Annotated in this window: 18 protein-coding genes, 1 tRNA gene and 2 pseudogenes; 8 read left to right on the top strand and 13 right to left on the bottom strand. The window is 70.6% G+C overall.

Annotated elements, in window-relative coordinates; translation table 11 throughout:
* Window positions 1-61: 61 nt before the first annotated feature.
* Together SACTE_RS07110 and SACTE_RS07105 are read right to left on the bottom strand one after the other, a co-directional pair.
* Window positions 62-1,135 carry an ankyrin repeat domain-containing protein gene (locus SACTE_RS07110; RefSeq protein ID WP_014045348.1) on the bottom strand — a complete coding sequence of 358 codons (1,074 nt, stop codon included), beginning with the start codon at window positions 1,133-1,135 and terminating at the stop codon, window positions 62-64.
* Window positions 1,136-1,173: 38 nt separating this feature from the next.
* Window positions 1,174-2,085, bottom strand: coding sequence for a hypothetical protein (locus SACTE_RS07105; protein WP_014045347.1), 912 nt, complete (start codon window positions 2,083-2,085; stop codon window positions 1,174-1,176).
* 241 nt (window positions 2,086-2,326) lie between these two features.
* Here SACTE_RS07105 and SACTE_RS07100 point away from each other — a divergent pair, with 241 nt between their 5' ends.
* A complete protein-coding gene (locus SACTE_RS07100; RefSeq protein WP_014045346.1) occupies window positions 2,327-3,103 on the top strand; it encodes a serine protease in 777 nt (258 codons plus the stop codon).
* A 4-nt stretch (window positions 3,104-3,107) separates the two neighbouring features.
* On the opposite strand, the gene SACTE_RS07095 is transcribed toward SACTE_RS07100, so the two are convergent.
* Entirely contained in the window at window positions 3,108-4,916 is a 1,809-nt protein-coding gene (locus SACTE_RS07095; RefSeq protein ID WP_014045345.1) for a beta-galactosidase family protein, read from the bottom strand.
* Window positions 4,917-5,044: 128 nt separating this feature from the next.
* On the opposite strand from SACTE_RS07095, the gene SACTE_RS07090 reads away from it, so the two are divergent.
* From SACTE_RS07090 to SACTE_RS07070, 5 genes are all read left to right on the top strand, one after another.
* Complete coding sequence (locus SACTE_RS07090; RefSeq protein WP_019992784.1) at window positions 5,045-5,905, top strand: AraC family transcriptional regulator; 861 nt, start codon at window positions 5,045-5,047, stop codon at window positions 5,903-5,905.
* A gap of 35 nt (window positions 5,906-5,940) precedes the next feature.
* Window positions 5,941-6,273, top strand: coding sequence for a chorismate mutase (locus SACTE_RS07085; RefSeq protein WP_014045343.1), 333 nt, complete (start codon window positions 5,941-5,943; stop codon window positions 6,271-6,273).
* Window positions 6,274-6,520: 247 nt separating this feature from the next.
* Window positions 6,521-9,052 (top strand): aminopeptidase N, encoded by a 2,532-nt coding sequence (gene pepN / locus SACTE_RS07080; RefSeq protein WP_014045342.1) that lies wholly within the window; start codon window positions 6,521-6,523, stop codon window positions 9,050-9,052.
* 309 nt (window positions 9,053-9,361) lie between these two features.
* Window positions 9,362-10,762 carry a pyridoxal-dependent decarboxylase gene (locus SACTE_RS07075; RefSeq protein ID WP_014045341.1) on the top strand — a complete coding sequence of 467 codons (1,401 nt, stop codon included), beginning with the start codon at window positions 9,362-9,364 and terminating at the stop codon, window positions 10,760-10,762.
* Window positions 10,759-12,216 carry a SidA/IucD/PvdA family monooxygenase gene (locus SACTE_RS07070; RefSeq protein ID WP_014045340.1) on the top strand — a complete coding sequence of 486 codons (1,458 nt, stop codon included), beginning with the start codon at window positions 10,759-10,761 and terminating at the stop codon, window positions 12,214-12,216. The genes SACTE_RS07075 and SACTE_RS07070 overlap by 4 nt, the downstream gene beginning before the upstream one ends.
* Before the next feature lie 72 nt (window positions 12,217-12,288).
* Here the strand turns inward: SACTE_RS07070 and SACTE_RS34890 are convergent.
* Both SACTE_RS34890 and SACTE_RS07065 read right to left on the bottom strand, forming a co-directional pair.
* A pseudogene (locus tag SACTE_RS34890) lies at window positions 12,289-12,390 on the bottom strand (RidA family protein); the annotation flags it as partial.
* 148 nt (window positions 12,391-12,538) lie between these two features.
* The gene (locus tag SACTE_RS07065; RefSeq protein ID WP_014045339.1) at window positions 12,539-14,350 is read right to left on the bottom strand and encodes a 5'-nucleotidase C-terminal domain-containing protein; all 1,812 of its coding nucleotides are present in this window, start codon (window positions 14,348-14,350) and stop codon (window positions 12,539-12,541) included.
* A gap of 238 nt (window positions 14,351-14,588) precedes the next feature.
* On the opposite strand from SACTE_RS07065, the gene pyk reads away from it, so the two are divergent.
* Complete coding sequence (gene pyk / locus SACTE_RS07060; protein ID WP_014045338.1) at window positions 14,589-16,022, top strand: pyruvate kinase; 1,434 nt, start codon at window positions 14,589-14,591, stop codon at window positions 16,020-16,022.
* Between the two features lie 6 nt (window positions 16,023-16,028).
* Here pyk and SACTE_RS07055 read toward each other — a convergent pair.
* Both SACTE_RS07055 and SACTE_RS07050 read right to left on the bottom strand, forming a co-directional pair.
* Window positions 16,029-16,328, bottom strand: a pseudogene (locus SACTE_RS07055) (helix-turn-helix domain-containing protein); the annotation flags it as partial.
* Window positions 16,329-16,441: 113 nt separating this feature from the next.
* Window positions 16,442-16,525 (bottom strand) — tRNA-Leu (locus SACTE_RS07050).
* Between the two features lie 94 nt (window positions 16,526-16,619).
* On the opposite strand from SACTE_RS07050, the gene SACTE_RS07045 reads away from it, so the two are divergent.
* Complete coding sequence (locus SACTE_RS07045; protein ID WP_014045337.1) at window positions 16,620-17,276, top strand: response regulator; 657 nt, start codon at window positions 16,620-16,622, stop codon at window positions 17,274-17,276.
* Window positions 17,277-17,353: 77 nt separating this feature from the next.
* Here SACTE_RS07045 and SACTE_RS07040 read toward each other — a convergent pair whose 3' ends face one another.
* The 6 genes from SACTE_RS07040 to SACTE_RS07015 all read right to left on the bottom strand — a co-directional run bounded on the left by SACTE_RS07040 (window position 17,354) and on the right by SACTE_RS07015 (window position 24,209).
* Window positions 17,354-18,070 (bottom strand): ABC transporter ATP-binding protein, encoded by a 717-nt coding sequence (locus SACTE_RS07040; RefSeq protein WP_014045336.1) that lies wholly within the window; start codon window positions 18,068-18,070, stop codon window positions 17,354-17,356.
* Window positions 18,067-19,071, bottom strand: a complete 1,005-nt coding sequence (locus SACTE_RS07035; protein ID WP_014045335.1) for an ABC transporter ATP-binding protein — start codon at window positions 19,069-19,071, stop codon at window positions 18,067-18,069. Before SACTE_RS07035 ends, SACTE_RS07040 begins: the two co-directional genes overlap by 4 nt.
* The gene (locus SACTE_RS07030) at window positions 19,068-20,867 is read right to left on the bottom strand and encodes a branched-chain amino acid ABC transporter permease (protein WP_014045334.1); all 1,800 of its coding nucleotides are present in this window, start codon (window positions 20,865-20,867) and stop codon (window positions 19,068-19,070) included. The genes SACTE_RS07035 and SACTE_RS07030 overlap by 4 nt, the downstream gene beginning before the upstream one ends.
* A gap of 5 nt (window positions 20,868-20,872) precedes the next feature.
* Window positions 20,873-21,802: a branched-chain amino acid ABC transporter permease gene (locus SACTE_RS07025; RefSeq protein ID WP_014045333.1), complete on the bottom strand. Its 930-nt coding sequence runs from the start codon at window positions 21,800-21,802 to the stop codon at window positions 20,873-20,875.
* A gap of 117 nt (window positions 21,803-21,919) precedes the next feature.
* The gene (locus SACTE_RS07020) at window positions 21,920-23,131 is read right to left on the bottom strand and encodes a branched-chain amino acid ABC transporter substrate-binding protein (RefSeq protein WP_019992787.1); all 1,212 of its coding nucleotides are present in this window, start codon (window positions 23,129-23,131) and stop codon (window positions 21,920-21,922) included.
* Window positions 23,132-23,738: 607 nt separating this feature from the next.
* On the bottom strand, window positions 23,739-24,209 hold the full coding sequence (locus SACTE_RS07015) for a hotdog fold thioesterase (protein WP_014045331.1): 471 nt from the start codon (window positions 24,207-24,209) through the stop codon (window positions 23,739-23,741).
* Between the last annotated feature and the right edge of the window lie 164 nt (window positions 24,210-24,373).

Raw genomic sequence — 24,373 nt, 5'->3', positions numbered from 1 at the left:
GGCCCGAGCCGTAGTCCCTCTCCGTCGCGCGTCCTGGGACTTCCGTCCCGTCGGGCGCGGGTCACGGCGCGGTGGCACGGGGCGCGTAGGCGTCGATTGCGCGGGTCGCCGCCTCGGCCGCCGCCGGGTCGACGGCGTCGCGGGCCAGGATCCGCAGCAGCGGTACCGCCCGGGCCGCGAACGGCTTCTCGTCCTCCCGGAAGCCGAGCCGGGCCAGCACCTGGGCGCCGAGCATCTGCCGCAGCGGGTCCGCGTCGGCCGCCCAGGCGGCGGCGGCCTGGAACGTCTCCTCGTCGCCGCGCAGCCGCAGCACCCTGACCGTCTCCCGCCAGTCGTCCAGGCCGGGGTCCCGGCCGCGCAGGGCCCGGACCGCCAGCTCCTCGAACGGCGCGTGCAGCCCCAGCTCCTCCTCCAGCAGCGTGGCGATCGCGCCGTGCCCCGTCTCCTGGTCCTGACCCGCGAACGGCGTACCGTCCCGCAGCAGTTCGACCGTGACGAGGACCCCGCCCGGCACCGGTGCGCGGCGCACCGCGCTCTCGTGACCGGGACCGTGCAGCGCCTCCAGGGAGCGCAGCAACTCCTGCTCGACGTCCACCGTCAGCATCCGCCGGGCCTCCTCCAGCGCCTGTGCCAGCCCCGGGGCGCGGTAACGGAGCAGCACCCGCACCGTCGGCAGCGACCCCCGGCGGGCCGCGACCACCAGCGGCGGTTCGTCCCGAGGGCCGGGCAGGCCGGGGTCCGCCCCCTGGTCGAGCAGCAGTTCCGCGATCCGGGCATGCCCCAGGCCGGCCGCCCAGCGCAGTGCCGTGAAGCCGAGGTCCTCCCGCAGGTCCGGGTCCGCCCCGGCCGCCAGCAGTGCTTCCACCACCTCGGTGTGGCCGCCGCAGGCCGCCCCGCACAGCGGCAGGTCGCCCTCGTCCGGGCCGCTCGGCCGGTCCGGGTCCGCGCCCGCGGCCAGCAGCAGCCGCACCGTGCCGGGCAGGTCCTGTACGGACGCCAGGTACAGGGCGCTGGTCCCGTCCTCGTCGCGGGCCTCCGCGGACGCGCCGGCCCTCAACGCCCGCACGACGGCGCTGTCGCCCTCGTACAGCGCCTCGAACAGGCTGTGCGCGTCACCGGCAGGTTCGTTCTTCATGCAACGACCCTACGGCGAACCGGAACGGTCCCCGTCGCTCAGGTGTCGCACTCCAGAACCGTCCGGCACAGCCCGCACCGGGCGCGCACCCGGCCCCGGACCGGGACACGGACCCGCTGGTGGCAGGTGGGGCACGCGAACGAGACCCGCAGACCGTCGGGGCCGTCCTCGAAGGCGTACCCCTCGCCCGGTGCCGCGCCGGTGCCGGGACCCGGGTGATCGAGGGCACGGCGCCGGTCCCGGGCGTAGCGGCGGCGGCCCGGCCGGCCCGCGGTGGTCAGCGGCGGGCGGCGCAGGTCGCCCAGTGCCTTCGCCCGGCCCTCGGTGTACGCCGTGTACGCCTGCGGGCTGGTGAACCACACCGAGGGGTCCTCGCCGAAGGCCAGCGCCCGCTTCGCGAGGACGTACCCGAACTCCTCCGGCGTCAGGTAGCCCAGCTTCTGACTGGACGTCGCGTCCTGCCGGAAGGCGTCCAGCAGCAGCCAGCCCGCGCCGAGATAGGCCGTCACCGTGTCGGTGAGGATCTCGTTGGCGCGGGTCCCGGGGAACTCCAGGCCCAGCCGGTGCAGCAGGACATGGGTGATCTCGTGGGCCAGCGCGGCCCCGATGTCCCTGCGGTGCGTGCGGAAGCGGTCGTTCAGCTCGACGAAGTACTCGGGGCCCGCGGTGAGTTCGACGGAGGCGGCGTGCTCCATCCGCCGGAAGCCGACGACGACGCGGGCCTGCGGCAGCCGCAGGTGCTCGACCAGGGCGTGCGCCACCCGCTGGGCGCCGGGGTACAGGTCGTCCGTGTCCGCGAACGCGGCGTCCGCGGGGACGAGGGAGGTGGCGTACGTGTGCACACCGTCCGGGGTCAGCCGCCGGTAGAGCGCGGTGATCGCGGACCGGACGGTGTCCAGGTGGGGGAACCCGTGCACGACCGGGCCGCCGCCACCGCCGGCTTCACTCACGTCCGGACCCCCTGTCGACGGCAACCGGTGCACCTCACTGTAGGGGGACGCGCGCCGTGGCGTACGGGTTGGCGGGGGCGCCGGTCCTGGCCGAAAAGCATGCCTTGTGTGAGCGGTCATCCCATCCCGATAATCGGACCCGTTCTTGTCGCGGGCATGACTAGTGTCTTCGTTCCGGACCCGGACACCCGCATGCCTGCGGCCCCCTCCAGCCACCCCCCACCCGAAAGCAGGCAGTCAGTTGAAGCAGCTTCTGCGCGCCCTCAAGAGATGCTCCGTCGTCGCCGCCGTCGCACTCGCCGGCCTGAGCCTCCAGCCCTCCGCCGCCTCGGCCGCCCCCGCGCCCGTCGTCGGCGGCACCCGCGCCGCCCAGGGCGAATTCCCCTTCATGGTCCGCCTCTCCATGGGCTGCGGCGGCGCCCTCTACGCGCCGAACATCGTGCTGACCGCCGCGCACTGTGTGAACGGCTCCGGCAACAACACCTCCATCACCGCCACCGCCGGAGTCGTCGACCTCCAGTCCGCGAGCGCCGTCAAGGTCAAGTCCACCAAGGTCCTCCAGGCGCCCGGCTACAACGGCAAGGGCAAGGACTGGGCGCTCATCAAGCTCGCCCAGCCCATCGACCAGCCCACCCTGAAGATCGCCACCACCACCGCCTACAACACCGGCACCTTCACCATCGCCGGCTGGGGCGCCGCCACCGAGGGCGGCGGCCAGCAGCGCTACCTCCTCAAGGCGAACGTCCCCTACGTCTCCGACACCGCCTGCCGGCAGGCCTACGGCAGCGACCTCGTGCCCGCCGAGGAACTCTGCGCCGGATACGTGAGCACCGGAGGCACCGACACCTGCCAGGGCGACTCCGGCGGCCCCATGTTCCGCAAGGACAACGCCGGAGCGTGGATACAGGTCGGCATCGTCAGCTGGGGCGAAGGCTGCGCACGCGCCGGCTACCCCGGCGTCTACACCGAGGTCTCCACCTTCGCCTCGGCCATCGCATCGGCCGCCGCGACCCTCTGACCGCTCACCCGGCACCGACCCCGGGGGCGCCCGTCCTGACCGGCGCCCCCGGGCCCAGCTCCGCGAACGGCGCCCCCGCCTCCTCCAGCTCCAGCACCCACACCTCGTTGACACCCTCGCGGAGTACCGGGCCCGGCACGTACAGCGTCCGCTGCGGCCCCACCGACCGGTAGCGGCCCAGGCAGAACCCGTTGACCCAGACGAACCCGCAAGCCCACCCCGGCAGTTCCAGACCCGCGTGGTCCGTCCCCGCCACACCCGCGAGGTCGAAGAACCCCCGGAACAGGCCCGTCGGCCCCGTCTCCCGCACGTCCCCGAACGGCACCCGGCCGTCCACCGCGCCCGGCTCCCCGAACGCGTCCAGCCGCAGCGCCCGCGCCCGCACCCCGTGCAGATACTGCCGCTCGTGCAGCACACCGCCGGTGACCCCCTTCGGCTCACCCAGCCGCGGCCCGTAGTTCACCCGCCCCAGCGACTGGACCCACAACTCCACCCGGGCCGGTCCCGCCACCGGCTCCGCCAGGGTGTGGTCCTCCTCGGTGAGCACCCCGGCCCGCACCCCGTCCACGTACACCACGGCCCGGTCCCGCAGCCCCCGCACGCCCAGCGGATACGGCCGGCGCGGACCCGGCACCTCCACCTCGTACCGCACCACCCCGCGGTCCACCCCCAGGTCCTCGAACGTCGGCGGCACACCGTACGGCCCGCCCTCCGGATCACCCAGCGCCTCCAGCACCGCCGGCAGCGGCGCCCCCTCGGCCAGCGCGACCCGCACCGCACGCCCCAGCCCCACCGGCTCCGGCGGCGGCTCGGGCAGCGGCCCGTCCGCGTACCCGGCCAGCACCTCGCGCAGCGCCCAGAACTTGGGCGTGGCCCGCCCGTACTCGTCGACGGGCGCGTCGTAGTCGTACGACGTCACCGTCGCCGCCAGCGGCCCGTCCTGCAGCGGCCCCGCACGGTTCGCCCCCGCCCACCCCGCGAAGTTCGTCCCCCCGTGCGCCATGTACACATTGACCGACGCACCGCACTCCAGGACCTCCCGCAGCGCCCCCGCCGTCTCCGCCGGATCACGCGCCACCGGCTCGGCCCCCCAGTGCTCGAACCAGCCGCACCAGAACTCCGCGCACATCAGCGGCCCCCGCGGCCGGTGCCGGCGCAGCACCCCGAACGCCTCCCGCGCCCCCGACCCGAAATTGGCCGTCGCCGGCAGACCGGGCACCGAACCGCCCGACAGCATGTGGTCCTCCGGCCCGTCCGACGTGAACAGCGGCACGTCCACCCCCGACCGGCGCAACAGCCCCGCCAGCTCCCGCAGATGGACCAGGTCCGAGCCGTAACTCCCGTACTCGTTCTCCACCTGCACCATGACCACCGGACCGCCCGCCGAGACCTGCCGCCGGACCACCTGCCCCAGCAGCTCCCCGAACCAGCGCTCCACCGCCGCCGTGTAACCCGCGTCCCGGGTCCGCACCCGCCGGCCGAACCGCCCCGTCACCCACGACGGCAGCCCGCCGTTCTCCCACTCCGCGCAGATGTACGGCCCCGGCCGCACGATCGCCAGCAACCCCTGGTCGTGCACCGCGTCCAGGAACCGGCCCAGCGCCCCCACGTCACGGAACACCCCCGGCGACGGCTCGTGGAGATTCCACGGCACGTACGTCTCCACGCAGTTGAGCCCCAGCGCACGCAGCATCGACAACCGGTGCCCCCACTGCGCCTCATGGACCCGGAAATAGTGCATCGCCCCCGACAACAGCCGCACCGGCCTGCCGTCGAGCGAGAAGTGGTCGTCCACCACCGTGAAACCGGTCATCGTGCCGCGTGCTCCCGTGTGCCGATCGCGTGTCGGCCACCAGACTCCCCCCTGGCGCCCGGCCCGTCCATGGAGAAAGATCACCACTGCTTGGACACACAGCGTCCCGCAGGGAAGGGGAACGACCGGTGCACCACATCTGGATGCGCTTCTTCACCCCCAGCGCACTCCACCAGCGCCTGGGCCTCGCCTGCCTCGGTGTCGGCCTCCAGCACGGCACCCTGCCCGTCGTCGGGCCCCGCACCCTCGACCACCACGTCGCCATGGTGATCAACTCCGGCAGCGGCTGGTTCATCACCCCCGACGGACGACGACTGGCCGTCACCGCACCCAGCCTCATCTGGCTGACCCCGGGCACCCCGCACCACTACGGCCCCGGCCCCGCCGGCTGGGACGAGAACTTCGTCGACTTCACCGGCCCCGCCACCACCACCTACACCGAACTCGGCTACATCGAACCCGACCGCCCCCTCGTCCCCCTCACCGACACCTCCGGACCCCGCGCCGCCATCGGCCGCATCGTCCAGGCCGCACACCGCGCCCGCCCCCTCCAGGAGGTCGAGGCGGGCGCCGCCGTCCACGAACTCCTCGTCTCGCTGCGCCGCTCCCGCGCCGACGTCGCCCCCGACGGCGACCCGGTCCTCAAGGCCCTCGCCCGCGACGCGTTCCGCCCGCTCACCGTCGCCGAACACGCCGCCCGCCACCAGATGACCCCCGCCGCACTGCGCACCGCCGTACGCCGCGGAGCCGGCGTCGGCCCCAAGGAGTACCTGCTGAACATCCGGCTCGGCCGGGCCAAGGAACTCCTCGCCGCCACCGACCTCCCCGTCGCCGCCGTCGCCCGCAGCGTCGGATACGACGACCCGGCCTACTTCTCCCGGCTGTTCGCCCGGCGCGTCGGCACCGCCCCCGTCCGCTTCCGCGAACAGCAGGGACGCGGCACCCCCGACACCCCGCCCGGCCACGGTCCGCGACCCGGACACCCGTGACCGCCCCCCGCCCACACCGTCTAAGCTCGACGACCATGAACGACATCGACGAGCCCGTACGGGCGGAGCTGAACCGCCTGCGCGAAAGCATCGACAACATCGACGCCGCGGTCGTCCACATGCTCGCCGAACGCTTCAAGGCCACCCAGCAGGTCGGCCACCTCAAGGCGCAACACCACCTGCCGCCCGCCGACCCCGCCCGCGAGGCCCGCCAGATCGCCCGGCTGCGCCAGCTCGCCGAAAGCGCCAAGCTCGACCCGGCGTTCGCCGAGAAGCTGCTGAACTTCATCGTCGCCGAGGTCATCCGCCACCACGAGCGCATCGCCGAACAGTCGGCGGGGGAGCAGCCCCGGACACCGGGCGCCTGACGCCGGATCCCACCGGGACCGGACGTCGCGGCCCTCCCCGGGGAAGGGCGCGGCGGGGGAGGGCGCGGGGGACGCCGTCCGGCGGCCCGTACCGCCCGCCCCGTCGCGGACCACCCGCCCTCACCCGGTACGGGCAGCGGACCGGACGTCACGCCCACCCGGCCACCCGCGCCGCCCCCACCGAGCCGGCCGTCAGCCCTGCGAGAACCTCCTGCACACCCCGGCGCCGTTACGGCAGCATGGGCCCATGTCCGTACTGACGCGCGAAGAAGCGCAGACCCGTGCCCAGCTCATCGACGTACACCGGTACACCGTCGACCTCGACGTCACCACAGGCGAGGACACCTTCACCTCCCGGACCACCATCCGGTTCACCACCCGCACCCCCGGTGACACCTTCGTCGAACTCAAGCCGGAGACCCTGCACGCGCTCAGCCTCGACGGACAGCCCCTCGACCCCCACCACCTCGACGACAACCGCTACCCCCTGCACCACCTCACCGCCGGCCCCCACGAACTCACCGTGCACGCCACCATGCGCTACTCCCGCACCGGCGAAGGCATGCACCGCTTCACCGACCCCGCCGACGGCGAGACCTACCTCTACACCCAGCTCTTCCTCGACGACGTCCAGCGCGTCTTCGCCGCCTTCGACCAGCCCGACCTCAAGGCCGTCTTCGACATCACCGTCACCGCACCCCACGACTGGACCGTCCTCGGCAACAGCACCGCCGAACGGACCGGGGACGGCCGCTGGACGCTCGCCACCACCCCACCCGTCTCCACCTACCTCGTCGCCGTCGCCGCCGGCCCCTGGCACTCCGTCACCACCCACCACGCCGGCATCCCCTTCGGCATCCACTGCCGCCGCTCCCTCGCCCCCCACCTCGACACCGACGCCGACGAGATCCTCACCCTCACCCGCGCCCTCTACGACCGCTACCACGAGAAGTTCGACGAGCCCTATCCCTTCGACTCCTACGACCAGGCGTTCGTCCCCGAATTCAACGCCGGCGCCATGGAGAACCCCGGACTCGTCACCTTCCGCGACGAATTCATCTACCGCTCCGCCGTCACCGACACCGAACGCCAGACCCGCGCCATGGTCATCGCCCACGAGATGGCCCACATGTGGTTCGGCGACCTCGTCACCCTCACCTGGTGGGACGACATCTGGCTCAACGAGTCCTTCGCCGAGTACATGGGCTACCAGACCCTCACCGAAGCCACCCGCTTCACCGACACCTGGACCGACTTCGGCGTCTCCCGCAAGGGCTGGGGCTACGACGCCGACCAGCGCCCCTCCACCCACCCCGTCGCCCCCGACGCCGTACCCGACACCGCCTCCGCCCTCCTCAACTTCGACGGCATCTCCTACGCCAAGGGCGCCTCCGCCCTCCGCCAACTCGTCACCTGGCTCGGCGAGAAGGACTTCCTCGCCGGCATCAACACCCACTTCGCCCGGCACAAGTTCGCCAACGCCACCCTCGCCGACTTCATCGACAGCCTCGCCACCGCCACCGACCGCGACGTCCACACCTGGGCCGCCGACTGGCTCCGCACCTCCGGCGCCGACACCCTCACCGCCCACGTCGAGGACACCGGCCACCGATGGAGCCTCACCGTCGACCACGACGGAACCCGCCCCCACCGCATCGCCGTAGGCGCCTACGACCACGCCCTCGACACCCAGTCCGGCACCGGCCGCCTCGTCCTGCGCGAACGCTTCGAGACCGACGTCCCGCAGAACGGCACCCCCACCACCCGGCCCGGCCGGCGCCCCGACCTCGTCGTCCTCAACGACAACGACCTCACCTACGCCAAGATCCGCCTCGACCCCACGTCCTGGGACACCGCCCTCGCCCACCTCAGCGGCATCCCCGACCCCCTCACCCGCGCCGTCGTCTGGAACACCGCCCGCGACATGGTCCGCGACGGCCACCTCCACTCCGGCGTCTACCTCACCGCCGCCCGCACTCACCTCCCGCACGAGACCGACCTCGCCCTCGTCCAGGGCGTCCTCACCTTCGCCACCACCCACATCGCCGACCGCTACCTCACCCCCGGCGAACGCCCTGCGGCCCTCACGACCCTCGCCGCCCTCTGCCGCGACCTCCTCCGCCGCACCGAAGGCCTCACCGCCAAGGACTGGGAGACCGACACCCACGGCACCGACCCCGGCCTCCGCCTCATCGCCGTACGCCACTTCATCGACGTCGCCACCCAGCCCGACGCCATCCAGGACTGGCTCCACGACGGCACCGTCCCCGGCGGACCCGAACTCGACCCCGAACTCCGCTGGCGCATCCTCACCCGCCTCGCCGTCCTCGGCGCCACCGACGAGACCACCATCGCCCGAGAACTCGCCGACGACCCCAGCGCCACCGGGCAGGAGGGCGCCGCCCGCTGCCGCGCCGCCCTCCCCACCCCCGAAGCCAAAGCCACCGCCTGGAACGCCCTCTTCCACGACGACACCCTGTCCAACTACCTCTTCGCCGCCACCGCCCAGGGCTTCTGGCAACCCGAACAGAGCGAGCTCCTCCACGACTACGTCCACCGCTACTACCCCGACGCCACCGCACTCGCCGCCCGCCGCGGCCCCGCCATCGCCGAAGCCGCCGGACGCCACGCCTTCCCCGCCCACGCCATCGACACCGACCACCTCACCACCGGCACCGCCGCACTCGACGACCCCGCCCTGACCCCCGCGCTGCTCCGCAAGCTCACCGACCAACTCGACGACCTGCGCCGCGCCCTCGCCGTACGCGACGCCCACTGACCCACCCGCCCGCACCCGCCGGAGACCCCCCGGCACCCACCACCCCGCACCCGCCGGAGACCCCGGCGTCCACCACCCCGCACCCGCACCGTGCCCGGCCTCCCCACCGACCAGGGAGACCGGGCACAGTCGTACGAAGAGCGCACACTGATACCAGCGAACCACCCCGCCACCCGCCCACCCGAACACCAATACCCCTTTCCGGTCCCACTCGTTGGGCTCTTCGGCCGCCCCACACGAAACACGGACCCCACCCCACCCGGCCACCCCACCCGACCACCCCGACCCACCCGAAGGACCCCGCCACCCATGCCCATCCCGCCCCTCGCCGGAGGCACCGCAGGCCCCGCCCACCTGCGCCCCCTCCTCGACACCGTCCTCACCGCCCTCCACGACGGCGCCGCCCGCCGAGGCGGCCCCCTCCCCGCCGGAGGACCCGACACCGTCACCCACCACACCCACACCACCACCGGCCCCCTCATCCCCGACCACGGCACCGGCGCCCACCACGCACTCCGCACCCTCGTCACCGCACTCGCCGAAGGCGCCGCCGACCCCGCACACCCCCACTGCGCCGCCCACCTCCACACCCCGCCCCTCGCCCTCGCCGCGGCCGCCGACCTCGCCGCCTCCGCCCTCAACCCCTCCATGGACTCCTGGGACCAGGCCCCCGCCGCCTCAGCCCTCGAAACCGCCCTCACCACCGCACTCGCCACCGAGATCTACCCCCACACCCCCCGCCCCGACGCCGTCGTCACCACCGGCGGCACCGAAGCCAACCAACTCGCCCTCCTCCTCGCCCGCGAACGCCACGGCCCCATCCAGACCGTCTGCGCCGCCAACGCCCACCACAGCGTCACCCGCGCCACCTGGATCCTCGGCCTCCCACGCCCCGTCGTCATCCCCGCACCCCGCGGCGTCATGGACCCCACCGCCCTCCACGACGCCCTCACCACCCTCACCGGCCCCCTCCTCGTCACCGCCACCGCGGGCACCACCGACACCGGGCGCATCGACCCCCTCGACCACATCGCCGACCTCACCACCACCCACGGCGCCGACCTCCACATCGACGCCGCCTACGGCGGGCCCCTCCTCTTCAGCCCCACCCACCGTGCCGCCCTCCACGGACTCCACCGCGCCCACAGCGTCACCCTCGACCTGCACAAACTCGGCTGGCAACCCGCGTCCGCCGGCATCCTCGCCGTCCCCCGCCACGACGACCTCGCCCCCCTCCACCACCACGCGCCCTACCTCAACGCCGACGACGACACCGACGCCGGCCTCCCCGACCTCCTCGGCCGCTCGCTCCGCACCACCCGACGACCCGACGCCCTCAAGATCGCCGTCACCCTCCAGGCCCTCGGCCGCGACGGACTCGCCGACCTCGTCGACCGCACCGTCGCCACCGCCCACCACCTCGCCGACCTCGTCGACCGGCACCCCGCACTCGACCTCCACGACCGCCCCACCATCAGCACCGTCCTCTTCCGCCCCACCGACGCCGACGACACCACCGTCGCCACCATCCGCCGCACCCTCCTCACCCAAGGCCACGCCGTACTCGGCCGCGCCCACGCCGACGACCGCCTCTGGCTCAAAGCCACCCTCCTCAACCCCCACACCACCCCCGAAGACCTCCAGCGCCTCCTCGCACTCGTCACCCACGCCCACACCGGCGCCACCACGGAAGGCAGCACCCCCCGATGACCGACCGGACCACCCCCGACGGCAACCGGCCCCACGACCTCATCGGCATCGGACTCGGCCCCTTCAACCTCTCCCTCGCCGCCCTCGCCCACAACATCCCCGGCACCCCCCTCACCACCGCCTTCTACGAACAACGCCCCGCCTTCCACTGGCACCCCGGCCTCCTCATCGACGGCGCCACCCTCCAGGTCCCCTTCCTCGCCGACCTCACCACCCTCGCCGACCCCACCAGCCCCTGGACCTTCCTCAACTACCTCCGCACCCGCGACCGCCTCTACCCCTTCTACTTCGCCGAGCAATTCCACATCCACCGCGCCGAATACGACGCCTACTGCCGCTGGGTCAGCGAACAACTCCCCACCACCCACTTCCACCACCGCATCGACACCATCCGCTGGAACCCCGACCACGCCCACTTCGACGTCGACTACACCCGCCTCCACCCCGACGGCGAAACCGGCACCCCCGGCCGCACCCACACCCGCAACATCGCCCTCGGCGTCGGCACCGAACCCTTCATCCCCGAACCCCTGCGCCCCCTCGCCGACGCACCCGACACCCCCGTCATCCACTCCGCCGACTACCTCCACCACCGCGACACGCTCCTCGGCGCCGACCACATCACCGTCATCGGCAGCGGCCAGTCCGGCGCCGAGATCTTCCTCGACCTCCTCCGCGCCCGCCCCCACGGCGCCGAGAAGATCCACTGGCTCGCCCGCACCCAGGCCTTCGCCCCCATGGAGTACTCGAAGCTCGGCCTCGAACACTTCACCCCCGACTACACCCGCTACTTCCACGCCCTGCCCGAACACGTACGCGACGCCCTCGTCCCGCAGCAATGGCAACTCCACAAGGGCATCGACACCGACACCATCGCCGCCATCCACGACGAGCTCTACCGCCGCACCCTCCACGGCGGCTGGCCCGACACCACCCTCACCCCCGGCGTCACCGTCCGCACCGCAGGCCGCCGCTCCGACGACAGCGCCCGCATCGAACTCCACCTCGAACACATCCAGCAGGCCACCCGCAGCCGGCTCACCACCGACGCCGTCGTCCTCGCCACCGGATACCGCGAACGCCCCCTCGACACCCTCCTCACCGGCATCGCCCCCCACCTCCGCCGCGACAGCCGCGGACGCCCCCGCATCGACACCGACTTCCGCCTCGACCTCGACCCCGCCATCACCGGCAACATCTACGTCCAGAACGCCGAACGCCACACCCACGGAGTCGGCGCACCCGACCTCGGCCTCGCCGCCTGGCGCAGCGCCACCATCCTCAACAACCTCACCGGCACCACCCCCTACCGCCTCCCGCGGCGCACCGCCTTCACCACCTTCGGCCTCACCCCCCACCCCGCCCCCCACATCCCCGGCCAGCACGACCCCCGCACCCACGCACACCACCGCCCCGGCCACCCGGCCCCCCACCCGCCCGGGACCCACGTCTGACCCGCCCCCCGCACACACGACGGCGGCCGCCTCCCGAAGGAGACGGCCGCCACCACGCCGAGAACAGCACCCCTACCCGGCCACTTCCGGAAGCAGGGCGAACGCCTCCACCTCCACCAGCGACTCCGGGCGGAACAACGCCGCCACCCGCACCGCCGTACTCGCCGGAGGCCGCATCCTCACCCACCGCCCGCCTCACCCACCACCCGCCGGGGCCCACCGGCGGCGGTATCCGGCCCGAAGAGCCCCCCGCCGCCGCCCCCGCACGTACGGAACGGCCCGCCGGACGAACCGACGAGCCGTCACGTCAACCGACCCGGCCTCAGAACACCGGCACACCGTCCCGCGTCAGCCGCCAGTCCACCGACGCGAACTCCGCCGGATCCACCGAACCCTTCGCCTGCACCCACGCGATGATCGTGTTCCGGATCTCATCCGAATTCGCCCACAACTGCTTCGCACCCGGCACATGCGGGAAGTTGCCCCCACCGCTCGCACGGTAGTTGTTCACCGCGAACACGAACCGCGCCGCCGGATCCACCGGCGCCCCCTCGAACGACAACCCGACGATCCGCGACCCCGCGGGCTTCGCGATGTCCACGTCGTACGTCACACCCGACACCACGTCGTAGTTGTAATCCGGAATGTCCTCGGCGTTCGTCAGCTTCGACGTGTCCACCGGAGCACCCGCCGCCGTCTGCACGTAATACCGCGCCGAATACTCCAGGTAATCCTTCAACTGCGCACCCGTCAGCAGGCGCGCCTCCAACGTGTTCTCGAACGGATACAGACCCGCCGCATCCTTGATCGTCACCTCACCCGCAGGAATCGACGCCGTACGCGAGAAACACGCCGCCTGCGACAGCACCGGCAACTCCGCGTACTCCCCACCCGCCAGCGCCCCCTTCACCGTCTCGGCCTGCACCAGATTGATCAGATCGATGACCGGCTCGTCCTTCCACGGCGCCTCGGCCGTCGACATCGCCGCCACCGACGTACCGATCACCTGATTCACATACGCCACCACCTTCGCGTGCTCCGCCGAAAGCAGCGACGTGATCCGCCTGTCCTCCTCCACCGTGTTCGAGTTCAGCACCTCGGCACCGGCCTTCTCGACCACCCAGCGACCCTTCTCCCACACCAGATCGAAATCGAACAGCGTCAACCGCTGCCCCCACTTCAACGGCTCCGAGAGAACGACCCGCTTCCCCGTCTTCTTGTTCACCACGAAATGCTCGGGAATCTCCGCGTGCGCGTGCCCCACCAGGATCGCGTCGATCCCCGGCACCTGCTCCGCCACCAGACCCGCCGCATTCTCGACGTGTGGCAACTGATCACCGTACGACGACGTACCCGACGAACCCGAATGCGCCGACACGATCACCACATCCGCACCCATCGACCGCAGCTTCGGCACCCACTTCGCCGCCTGCTCCTCCAGGCCCGGGAACACCATCTTCCCGCCCACGTTGACCTTGTCCCAGATCGCGATCCCCGGATTCGTCAACCCCAGGATCGCCACCCGCACATCACGCCCCTGCGGCGTACGCATCCGCTTCATCACATACGGAGCGAACGCCGGCCGCAACGTCTTCGCATCCAGCGCGTTCGCACCGAGCAGCGGAAAATCACACTGCTCCTCGAACTTCCGCAGCACCGGAATCCCGTAATTGAACTCATGATTACCGAGTGCCGCCGCGTCGTAACCGATGCGGTTCATCGCCCGCGCCATCGGATGCACCGGACCGCGCCGCGCCGTGATCGGATCGATCTTCGCGTAATAGTACGAAAGCTGGGTGCCCTGGATCGTGTCACCCGCATCGATCAACAGCGTGTTGCGCCGGCCCCGCTCCTTGCGGATCCGCTCGACCAACGTCGAGATCTTCGCCAGACCCACATCGTTGTGCGCCGCGTCGTCGAACTCCTGATCCGTGAAGTAATCCCAGTTGAACACGTTGCCGTGCAGATCCGTCGTCCCCATCACCGTGAACGAGTACCGCTGCGCCGGACGGCCGTGACCGTGCCCCTTCGCCCCGGCAGCCACCGCCGGCCCGGCGGCAGCCCCTCCCGCCAGCGCCACGCCCGCACCGGCAACGGCCGAACTGCCCAGAAACGTCCTACGGTTCAGCGGCATGCTTCACTCCCTCTTCTGTTCGAACAACGCGCGTAGATTCTGGCCCAGCCACCACCACCCGCAACACCCCGCGCAGGTTGCGATCTGGTGACCACCAGCCACCCCCGCCCCTCCCGGACCGCTCATCGGAGCACCCCGCCGCACAATTCAACAGTTGTCAATAACCCTTCATCCAAAGGCCGTTGGCCTGTCATGCGGACCCGCATACCTACCCATAGGTAAGGTCTACGCTCGAACCATGCGCCGAGCGAAAATCGTTTGTACCCTGGGCCCCGCAACCGACACATACGACCAGATCAAGGCATTGGTCGAAGCGGGAATGGACATCGCCCGCCTCAACCTCAGCCACGGCACCTACGCCGAACACGAAGAGCGATACCACCACGTACGCAAGGCATCCCAGGAGACCGGCCGCAGCGTCGGAATCCTCGCCGACCTTCAAGGCCCGAAGATCCGCCTCGGCCGCTTCGCCGAAGGTCCCGTACTCCTTGAACGCGGTGACACCTTCACCATCACCACCGAACCCGCCGAAGGTGACCGCCACACCTGCTCCACCACCTACGACGGCCTCGCCGCCGACGTCACCGCCGGCGAACGCGTCCTCGTCGACGACGGCCGCGTCACCCTCGAAGTCACCGGCGTCGACGGACCCCGCGTCCGCACCACCGTCATCGAAGGCGGCATGGTCTCCGACCACAAGGGACTCAACCTCCCCGGCGTCGCCGTCTCCGTGCCCGCACTCTCCGAGAAGGACATCGACGACCTCCGCTGGGCCCTGCGCACCGGCGCCGACGTCATCGCCCTCTCGTTCGTCCGCACCGGACGCGACATCGAGGACGTCCACCGCGTCATGGACGAGGAGAACCGCCGCCTCCCCGTCATCGCCAAGGTCGAGAAACCGCAGGCCGTCGACAACATCGACGACATCGTCGCCGCCTTCGACGGCATCATGGTCGCCCGCGGCGACCTCGGCGTCGAGATGCCCCTGGAGCAGGTCCCGATCGTCCAGAAGCGCGCCGTCAAACTCGCCAAGCGCAACGCCAAGCCGGTCATCGTCGCCACCCAGATGCTCGACTCGATGATCGACAACTCCCGGCCCACCCGCGCCGAGGCCTCCGACGTCGCCAACGCGATCATCGACGGCACGGACGCCGTCATGCTCTCCGGCGAGACCAGCGTCGGCAAGTACCCCATCGAGACCGTCGCCACCATGGCGCGCATCGTCGAGGCCGCCGAGGAGGACATCCTCGCCAAGGGACTCCCGCCGCTCACCGACCGCAACAAGCCCCGCACCCAGGGCGGCGCGGTCGCCCGCGCGGCGGCGGAGATGGGCGACTTCCTCGGCGCCAAGGCCCTGGTCGCCTTCACCCAGAGCGGGGACACGGTCAAGCGCCTCTCCCGCTACCGCTCCCCGATCCCGCTCCTCGCCTTCACCCCGGACGAGGCCACCCGCGCCCAGCTGAACCTCACGTGGGGCGTGGAGACGTTCCTGGGTCCGCACGTGGACTCGACGGACGCGATGGTGGCGCAGGTGGACGAGGAACTGCTGCGGATCGGTCGCTGCAGGAAGGGGGACGTCGTGGTGATCACCGCGGGCTCGCCTCCCGGGATCGCCGGCACGACGAACCTGGTGCGGGTGCACCACATCGGCGAGGACGACAGCCCGAAGTGACGGTCGTCAGTGCTTCGGCCCGACGTGCGCGTCCATGAGGGCGACGGACGCCCGTCGGGCTACGGAGATGTTGTACTCCTTGCCCGCGCGGGTGCAGTGGGTCCACTCGACGCCTGGCTTGTCGAGGGTGTCGGTGTACAGCCGCCGGATGTCGTCGGAGACGTTGGTGAACCAGTAGCGGGGATCCTCGTAGCGCTTGCGCTCGCCTGCGACGATGCGGGTGGTCCAGTTGGTGTTCCGGCAGCCGTCGGAATGGACGAGACCGCGTACGAAATCCCACGGGTACGCGTCCACAATGCTCTGCTGCCGGACTGCGAGAACGATCCGTGGAAACGCGTGCGACGATTCTGAATCGCGAGACGATGCCGTAAGTACCGAAAAGCGGATGTTCACGAGAATGTGAACATCCGCTTCTGCTGTGCCGGGTATGGGATTCGAACCCACACGTCCTTTCGGACAGAGGTGTTTGAGACCTCCGCGTCGACCAGTTGCGCCAACCCGGCTCAGTGACCGTGAGAAGTGTACCTGGTGACCGTTGGACGCGACAGGTAGGTAGGCTGCTTCGCGGCACTGCCTGCCCTGGAACAAGGAGCCCCCGTGACCACCCCCGAGTCGCCCCAGCCCGAAGACGCCGTCGACGCCGACCAGTCGCACGTCCCGCCGCTGACGACCCGCGTCGTCATCGCCGAGGACGAGGCGCTCATCCGCCTCGACCTCAAAGAGATGCTGGAGGAAGAGGGCTACTCGGTCGTCGGCGAGGCCGGGGACGGGCAGCAGGCCGTCGACCTCGCCCGGGAGCACAAGCCGGACCTCGTCATCCTCGATGTGAAGATGCCGGTCCTGGACGGGATCTCCGCCGCCGAGAAGATCGCCGAGGAGTCCATCGCCCCGGTCCTGATGCTCACCGCCTTCTCGCAGCGCGACCTCGTGGAGCGGGCCCGGGACGCCGGGGCGATGGCGTACCTGGTGAAGCCGTTCAGCAAGAGCGACGTGGTGCCGGCGATCGAGATGGCCGTGTCCCGGTTCGCGGAGCTGAAGGCGCTGGAGAGCGAGGTCGCGGACCTGGCCCAGCGGCTGGAGACCAGGAAGCTGGTGGACCGGGCCAAGAGCATCCTGCAGACGGATTACGGCCTGTCCGAGCCGGCCGCGTTCCGGTGGATCCAGAAGACGTCGATGGACCGCCGGATGTCGATGCAGCAGCTCGCCGAGGCGCTGATCGAGGACGCCGAGGAGAAGAAGAAGGCGGCCGAGTAGCCCGTACAGGCACACGGCTCAGGGCGAAGGCCCGCACCCCGGACGAACGGGGTGCGGGCCTTCGCCGTACGCGGGGCTCAGTCCTCGCCGAGGTAGGCCTTGCGGACGGACTCGTCGTGCAGGAGGTCCGCGCCGGTGCCGGAGAGGACGACCTTGCCGACCTCCATGACGTGGCCCTGGTCCGCGAGGGAGAGGGCCGCCTGGGCGTTCTGCTCGACGAGCAGGATCGTGGTGCCCGCCGCCTTGAGCTCGACGATGGTCTCCATGATCTTCTGCATCATGATGGGGGAGAGGCCCATGGAGGGTTCGTCCAGCATGAGCAGCTTGGGCTGGGACATGAGGGCGCGGCCCATGGCGAGCATCTGCTGTTCGCCGCCGGAGAGGGTGCCCGCGGCCTGCTTGCGGCGTTCCCCGAGGATGGGGAAGAGGTCGTAGGCGCGCTGGACGTCCTTCTCGATGCCTGCCTTGTCGTTGCGGAGGTAGGCGCCGAGGAGGAGGTTCTCGGTGATCGTCAGCCGGGGGAAGATGTGGCGTCCCTCGGGGGAGTGGGCGAGGCCCAGGGAGACGATCTTGTGGGCGGGTACGCCGGTGAGCGGCTGTCCGTCGAAGAGGATGCGGCCGCCGACGGGCTTGAGCAGTCCGGACAGGGTGCGCAGGGTGGTGGTCTTGCCGGCGCCGTTGGTGCCGATGAGGGTGACGATCTGGCCGGCCTCGACGCTGAAGGAGATGCCTTTGACGGCTTCGATCTTGCCGTAGGCGACGCGGAGGTCCTCGACCTCGAGCAGTGCGGTCATCGGTTGTCCTCCTCTTCCTCTTCGGTGCGGGTGGTGCCGGTCTCGGTGGTGTCTGCCTTGGCGGGTGCCTGGTCGGCCGGGGTCTCGTCGGCCGGGGTCTCGTCGGCCGGGGTGGGCGCGGCGGGGGTCCGGTCGGCGGGGGGCGCCGCGGCCGCGGCGCCCGCTTCGGCGGCCTCGACCTCGGCGACCTCGTCGGCGCCGGGGGCGCCTTCGAAGGGGGTGCCGAGGTAGGCGGCGACGACGCGTTCGTCGCCCTGGACGATCTCGGCGGTGCCTTCGACCAGTTTCTCGCCCTGGACGAGTACGGCGACGCGGTCGCAGAGGTTGAAGATGAAGCGCATGTCGTGCTCGATGACGAGTACGGCGATGCCCTGGTCCCGGATGGCGAAGATGAGTTCTTCGGTGACCCGGGTCTCCTGCGGGTTCATGCCGGCGGTCGGTTCGTCCAGGAGGAGGAGGCCGGGGTCGCTGGCGAGGGCGCGGGCGATTTCCAGCTTGCGCTGGTCTCCGTAGGGGAGGTTGCGCGCGAGGTGGTCGGCCTTGTCGGCGAGGCCGATGAACTCCAGGAGTTCCATGGCGCGTTCGCGACTGGAGTTCTCCGCCTTCTTGTAGCCGGGGAGGCGCAGGAGGGCGGACCAGAGGCCTTCCTTGGTCCGGGTGTGGCGTCCGACGAGGACGTTCTCCAGGACGGTCATGTTGGCGAAGAGGCGGATGTTCTGGAAGGTGCGGGCGATGCCTGCCTGGGTGACGAGGTGGGGCTTGGGGGGCAGGACGGTGCCTTTGTAGCTGACCTTGCCCTCGGTGGGGACGTAGAGGCCGGTGAGGCAGTTGAAGAAGGTGGTCTTGCCGGCGCCGTTGGGTCCGATGAGGCCGACGATCTCGCCCGCGTTGACGGTGAGGTCGACGCCGCGTACGGCGGTGAGGCCGCCGAAGCGCATGGTGACGCCGCTGGCGTCCAGGACGGTGGTGCCGGTGGTGGCTGTCGTGGTCATGGTGGTCACGCCCCCGCCTTCGTGGTGCCGGCGGCTGTGTCGGTGAGTGGTGTGTCCGGTGGTACGTCGAGCTGGCCGGTCTCGTGGAATTCGAGCTTCTTCCTGCGGTCGGCGACGAGGCCTTCGGGGCGGAAGCGCATCAGGAGGATGAGCGCGAGGCCGAAGAGGAAGAGCTGGTAGTCCTGCATGAACTGGAGTTTGGCCGGGATGAGGTAGAGCAGTGCGGCGCCGACGAGGGGTCCGCTGAGGGTTCCCATGCCGCCGAGGATGACGGCGGCGAGGAGGAACGCGGAGTTGGGCGGTACGGAGCCGGCGAACTGGTACTGCTCGGGGGTGACCGTGTAGGAGACGTGGGCCTGCACGGTTCCGGCGAGGCCGGCGAGGGTGGCGCCGAGGGCGAAGGCGAGCAGTTTGAGCCGGAAGGCGTTGATGCCCATGGCGGTGGCCGCGGTCTCGTCCTCGCGGATGGCGACCCAGGCGCGGCCGATGCGGGATTCGCCGGAGCGTCGGAAGACGAGGACGACGACGGCGGTGAAGACGAGCATGAGCAGGTAGTAGTTGGCGGACCTGCCGAGGGTGAAGCCGCCGACGTCGTGGCTGGTGCCGAGGTCGAATCCGAAGAGTTCGAGGTCGGGGATGCTGGGGATGCCCTGGGAGCCGTTGGTGAGGTCGGGGCCGCTGACGCCGTTGAGGGCGTTGACGGTGAGGCGGAAGATCTCTCCGAAGCCGAGGGTGACGATGGCGAGGTAGTCGCCGCGGAGCCGGAGTGTGGGGGCGCCGATGACGACGCCGAAGACGAGTGAGGCGGCGGCTCCGGTGAGGACGGCGGCCCAGAAGGGGAACTGGACGCCGATGGGGGACATGGGGGAGCCGGAGACGAGTGCCGCGGCGTAGGCGCCGACGCCGAGGAAGGCGACGTATCCGAGGTCGAGGAGGCCCGCGAGGCCGACGACGACGTTGAGGCCGAGGGCGACGGTCGCGAAGATGAGGATGTTCGCGCCGATGAGGGCGTACTGCTCGTTCTGCTGGGTGAAGGGGAAGCAGAAGGCGGCGACGAGTGCCGCGGCGAGGGTGACGTTGCGGTGTTTGGCGGTCAGCGCGGTGATGCGGGCGATGAGTCCGGCCCGGGTGAGTGCGGTGAAGCCGAAGCCGACGGCGATGACGTAGCCGATGAAGAGCTCGGCGTACTCGGTGTCGATGCCGTAGGTGAAGACGTGCAGGGCGACGCCGAAGGACGCGGCGATGACGAGGATCTCGGCCCAGGCGGGGAGTGCCGCGGCGCGGCCGGGTGCGGGGGCGCGGAGGCTGTTGAGGAAGCGGTTGAGCGGGTGGGGCCTGGTGGTGTCGTCGAGGGGCTGGTCGCTGGGGAGCCCCAGGGAGGCGAGGACGGCGACGAGGGCGCCGACGAGGCTGATCCAGGCTCCGGGTTCGAGTTCGACCAGGCCGAGGAGGTTGCCCTCGTCGTCCTTTTTGACGATGACGGCGACGACGGTGTAGGCGGTGATGACGAAGGTGCCGAGGGCGAGGAGCCGGGTGGGGCTGTAGGTGCCGCCGGGGGTGAGCCAGCCGAGGCCCTTGATGCCGTGTCCGGCGAGGGCGAAGAGCAGGGTGAGTGTCGCGCTGACGAGGGTGAGGACCTGGAGGCCGCCGGGGTAGCCGGTGACGGTGAGGTCTCCGGGGAAGGTGTCGGTGTAGGTCCAGGCGAGGAAGGTGCCGGCGAGGGCGAGTGCGGCGCCCGCGGTGGTGGCGGTGCGGGCCGCGGATGCGGGGAGCGGGAGCAGGGCGGGGGTGGTGTGGGTGGTCATGGGTATCACGCCCTGTCCGCGACTCGTTCGCCCAGCAAGCCTTGGGGGCGTATGAGCAGGACGAGGATGAGGAGGGCGAAGGCCCAGACGTCCTTCCAGGCTCCGCCGCCGAAGAGTTCCATGCCGGGGACGTCGCTCATGTAGCCGGTGGCGAGGGCTTCGGCGACGCCGAGGACGACGCCGCCGAGCATGGCGCCGTAGATGTTGCCGATGCCGCCGAGTACGGCTGCGGTGAAGGCTTTGAGGCCCATGATGAAGCCCATGCGGAAGCCGATCTGGCCGTTCTTGAGCCCGTAGGCGACGGCGGCGACGGCGGCGAACGCGGCACCGATGGCGAAGGCCATGACGATGATGCGGTCGGTGTTGATGCCCATGAGCTTGGCGGTGTCGGGGTCCTGGGAGGTGGCTTGCATGCCGCGGCCGGCGCGTGTCTTGGAGACGAAGAGACCGAGGGCGAGCATGCACACGGGGGCCGCGACGAGGACGAAGAGGTCGCCGCGTTGGATGCTGGCGCCGAAGAGGTCGATCGCCTCGCCCTTGAACTGCGGGAAGGAGCGGTCCTTGGTGGCGTCGGGGTACCACATCCACACGGCCTGCTGGAGTGCGAGGGAGAGGCCGATGGCGGTGATGAGGGGTGCGAGGCGTGGTGCGCCGCGCAGGGGCCGGTAGGCGAAGCGTTCGGCGGCGACGCTGACGGCGACGGAGCAGATGACTCCGCCGACGATCATGAGGGGTATCGCGGCGAGGAGGGAGAATCCGGACGGAAGCCCGAGGTAGACCGTGAGGGCTCCGAAGCCTCCGATCATGAAGATCTCGCCGTGTGCGAAGTTGATGAGCTGGATGATTCCGTAGACCATCGTGTATCCGATCGCGATGAGACCGTACATCGCGCCGAGGATGAGTCCATTGGCCAGCTGTTGCGGCAGTTCGTTCACCGCAGGGCCTCCGTGGAGTGGTTCGGATATGGCACCGCGCGGGAGTGCTCGTAGCGCTCCCGCGCGGTCTGTGTGCTGTGTGAGGTGTGGTGCTGCCCGGGTCTGGTCCGGGTGGTGTTACTTGACGGCCTCGCTGAGCTTGGAGGTCCACTTGCCGCCGGTGACCTGGTAGGCGGTCATCATGGTGTTGGTGGTGTCGCCGTACTCGTCGAAGGAGACGGGGCCGGTGACGCCTTCGAACTGGACCTTGCTCATGGCGTCGAGGACCTTGGTGCGGGCGTCGTCGGGGAGCTTGCCGTCGTTGTCGGCGGCGACGGCCTTGACGGCCTCGATGATGGCCCAGGTGGCGTCGTAGGTGCCGCCGCCGTAAGCCTCGTAGGCGTCCTTGTATCCGGCCGTCTTGTAGTCGGCGATGAACTTCTTGGCGGACTCGAGCTCTTCGACGGGCTTGCCGACGGAGGTGGCGATGTCGCCTTCGGCCTTCTTGTTGAGGCTGATGAAGTCGGCGCTGTACATGCCGTCGCCGCCCATGAGGGGGATCTTGATGCTGTCCTTGAGCTGCTGGCTCAGGGGGGCGCCGGCGGGGTATTCGCCGCCGTAGTAGACGGCCTTGGCGCCGGAGCCCTTGACCTTGGTGACGACGGAGTTGAAGTCGCGGTCGTCGGGGTTGACGTGGTCGGTGCCGACGATCTTTCCGCCGAGTTCGGTGAAGGTCGTCTTGAAGGAGGCGGCGAGGCCGGCGCCGTAGGGCTTCTGGTCGTCGATGAGGTAGACGTCCTTGATGTTCGCGTTCTTGTAGAGGTAGTTCGCGGCGAACGCGCCCTGGATGGCGTCGGTGGTGGCGGTGCGGAAGTAGGTCTTGAAGGGGCGCTGCTTGTCGCCGGTCTTCCAGTTGTTGCCCTGGGTCAGTTCGGTTCCGGTGTTGGCCGGGGAGACCTGGGTGAGGCCGGCGTCGTTGAGCGGCTTCTGCATCGACTGGGAGACGCCGGAGTTCAGGGGGCCGACGACGCCGAGGACGTTCTTGTCCTGGATGAACTGGGTGGCGTTCTGCTGGCCGACGGAGGGCTGGGCCTGGTCGTCGAGGGCCTTGAGCTCGAACTTGATGCCGGGGACCGTCTTGTCCTTGTTGGCGGTCTTGACGGCGAGGTCGGCGGAGTTCTTGATGCCGAGGCCGAGGGCGGAGAGGTCGCCGGTCAGGGGGGCGTCGAGGCCGATGACGACGGTCTGGGTGCTGCCGCTGCCGCCGCTGCTGCCCTTGTCGTCGTCGCGCGATCCGCAGGCGGTGAGAGTCAGTGCTCCGGTGGTGAGGACTGCGGTGAGTATGAGCAAAGAACGGTGTCGCACGAAAGGTCCTTTCCCTGGCGCGGCCTCCTCTGCTGAGGTGCCGTGACGATCGCCGGGGCGTACTGGTCGATTCAAGGGCCGTGCAGCAGACGCGCCCGGCGGCGCGGTGACTGGCCGTGACTCTAAGCGCAGGTGTGGGGGTGCGGGACGGGTCCGCTGATGATGTGACTGTCTTGTTATGCCGTGGGGAAGGCTTGATGGTCGCAGTGTGGACATGTGCGATTTTTTCCCTGGCGCCGAAATGACCGCATGGTGAGAACACCCAGCTCTGCTAAGGGGCTTGAGGTGATCTTGGTGCTGTCGCACGAAGTGGGGCGCATGGGGCGCGTCGAGTCGGCCCCGTGGGTGGAGGCCGGGGCGGTGGCCCTGTTTCGCGCATTGCGCGGTTGTTACGGAGTGTTACATCTGTGGGTTGTGCCGGGTGGGCGGGAGCGCGGGGTGTGGCTGCTGGAGTGGCTCATGGAACGGGCGCGGGGGTCAAGGGTGTTGACGGTGTGTGTGCGTCGGCGTCCGTGGATCGGCTCCGGACAGAGGTCTGCCCGGTCCGGATTGCGGTGCGTTCCGGGCCGGGCAGGCGTGTGTGCGGGGTGGTTCAGCCGTCGGTGGGGCGGGGTGCGTCGCGGAGCAGGCAGGTGAGCCGGGCGGTGCAGACCCGCTTGTCCTGCTCGTCGGTGATGACGATCTCGTAGGTGGCGGTGGAGCGGCCGCGGTGTACGGGGGTGGCGACGCCGGTGACGAGGCCGCTGCGGACGCCGCGGTGGTGGGTGCAGTTGAGGTCGACGCCTACGGCGACCTTGGTGGCGCCGCCGTGGAGCATGGAGCCGACGGAGCCGAGGGTCTCGGCGAGGACGGCGGAGGCACCGCCGTGGAGGAGGCCGTAGGGCTGGGTGTTGCCTTCGACGGGCATGGTGCCCACGACGCGGTCGGCGGAGGCCTCGACGATCTGGACGCCCATGCGTTCGCCGAGGTGGCCGGCGGAGAAGAGGGCGGGGAGGTCGACTCCGAGTGCGGCGTACTCGTCGATGATCTCCTGGGGGAACGTGGGTGCGGTGTGCTCGCCCATGGGTCCGGCTCCGATCGTGTGGTCGTTGCTGTCTGCCCTGTTCCTATCAGACGGCTGAGCGAGCGCTTAGGGGGCGTTTCCTGCCCGGCGGCGCCCGGCGCGCGCTCCCCCCGAGGCCCCGAGGGCCAGGCCTCATCCGCGTTGTCGGGATCGCCCCGATACGT

The sequence above is a fragment of the Streptomyces sp. SirexAA-E genome (assembly GCF_000177195.2).
GTDB lineage: Bacteria > Actinomycetota > Actinomycetes > Streptomycetales > Streptomycetaceae > Streptomyces > Streptomyces flavovirens.
This window is presented reverse-complemented; position numbering and strand designations above follow the sequence as displayed.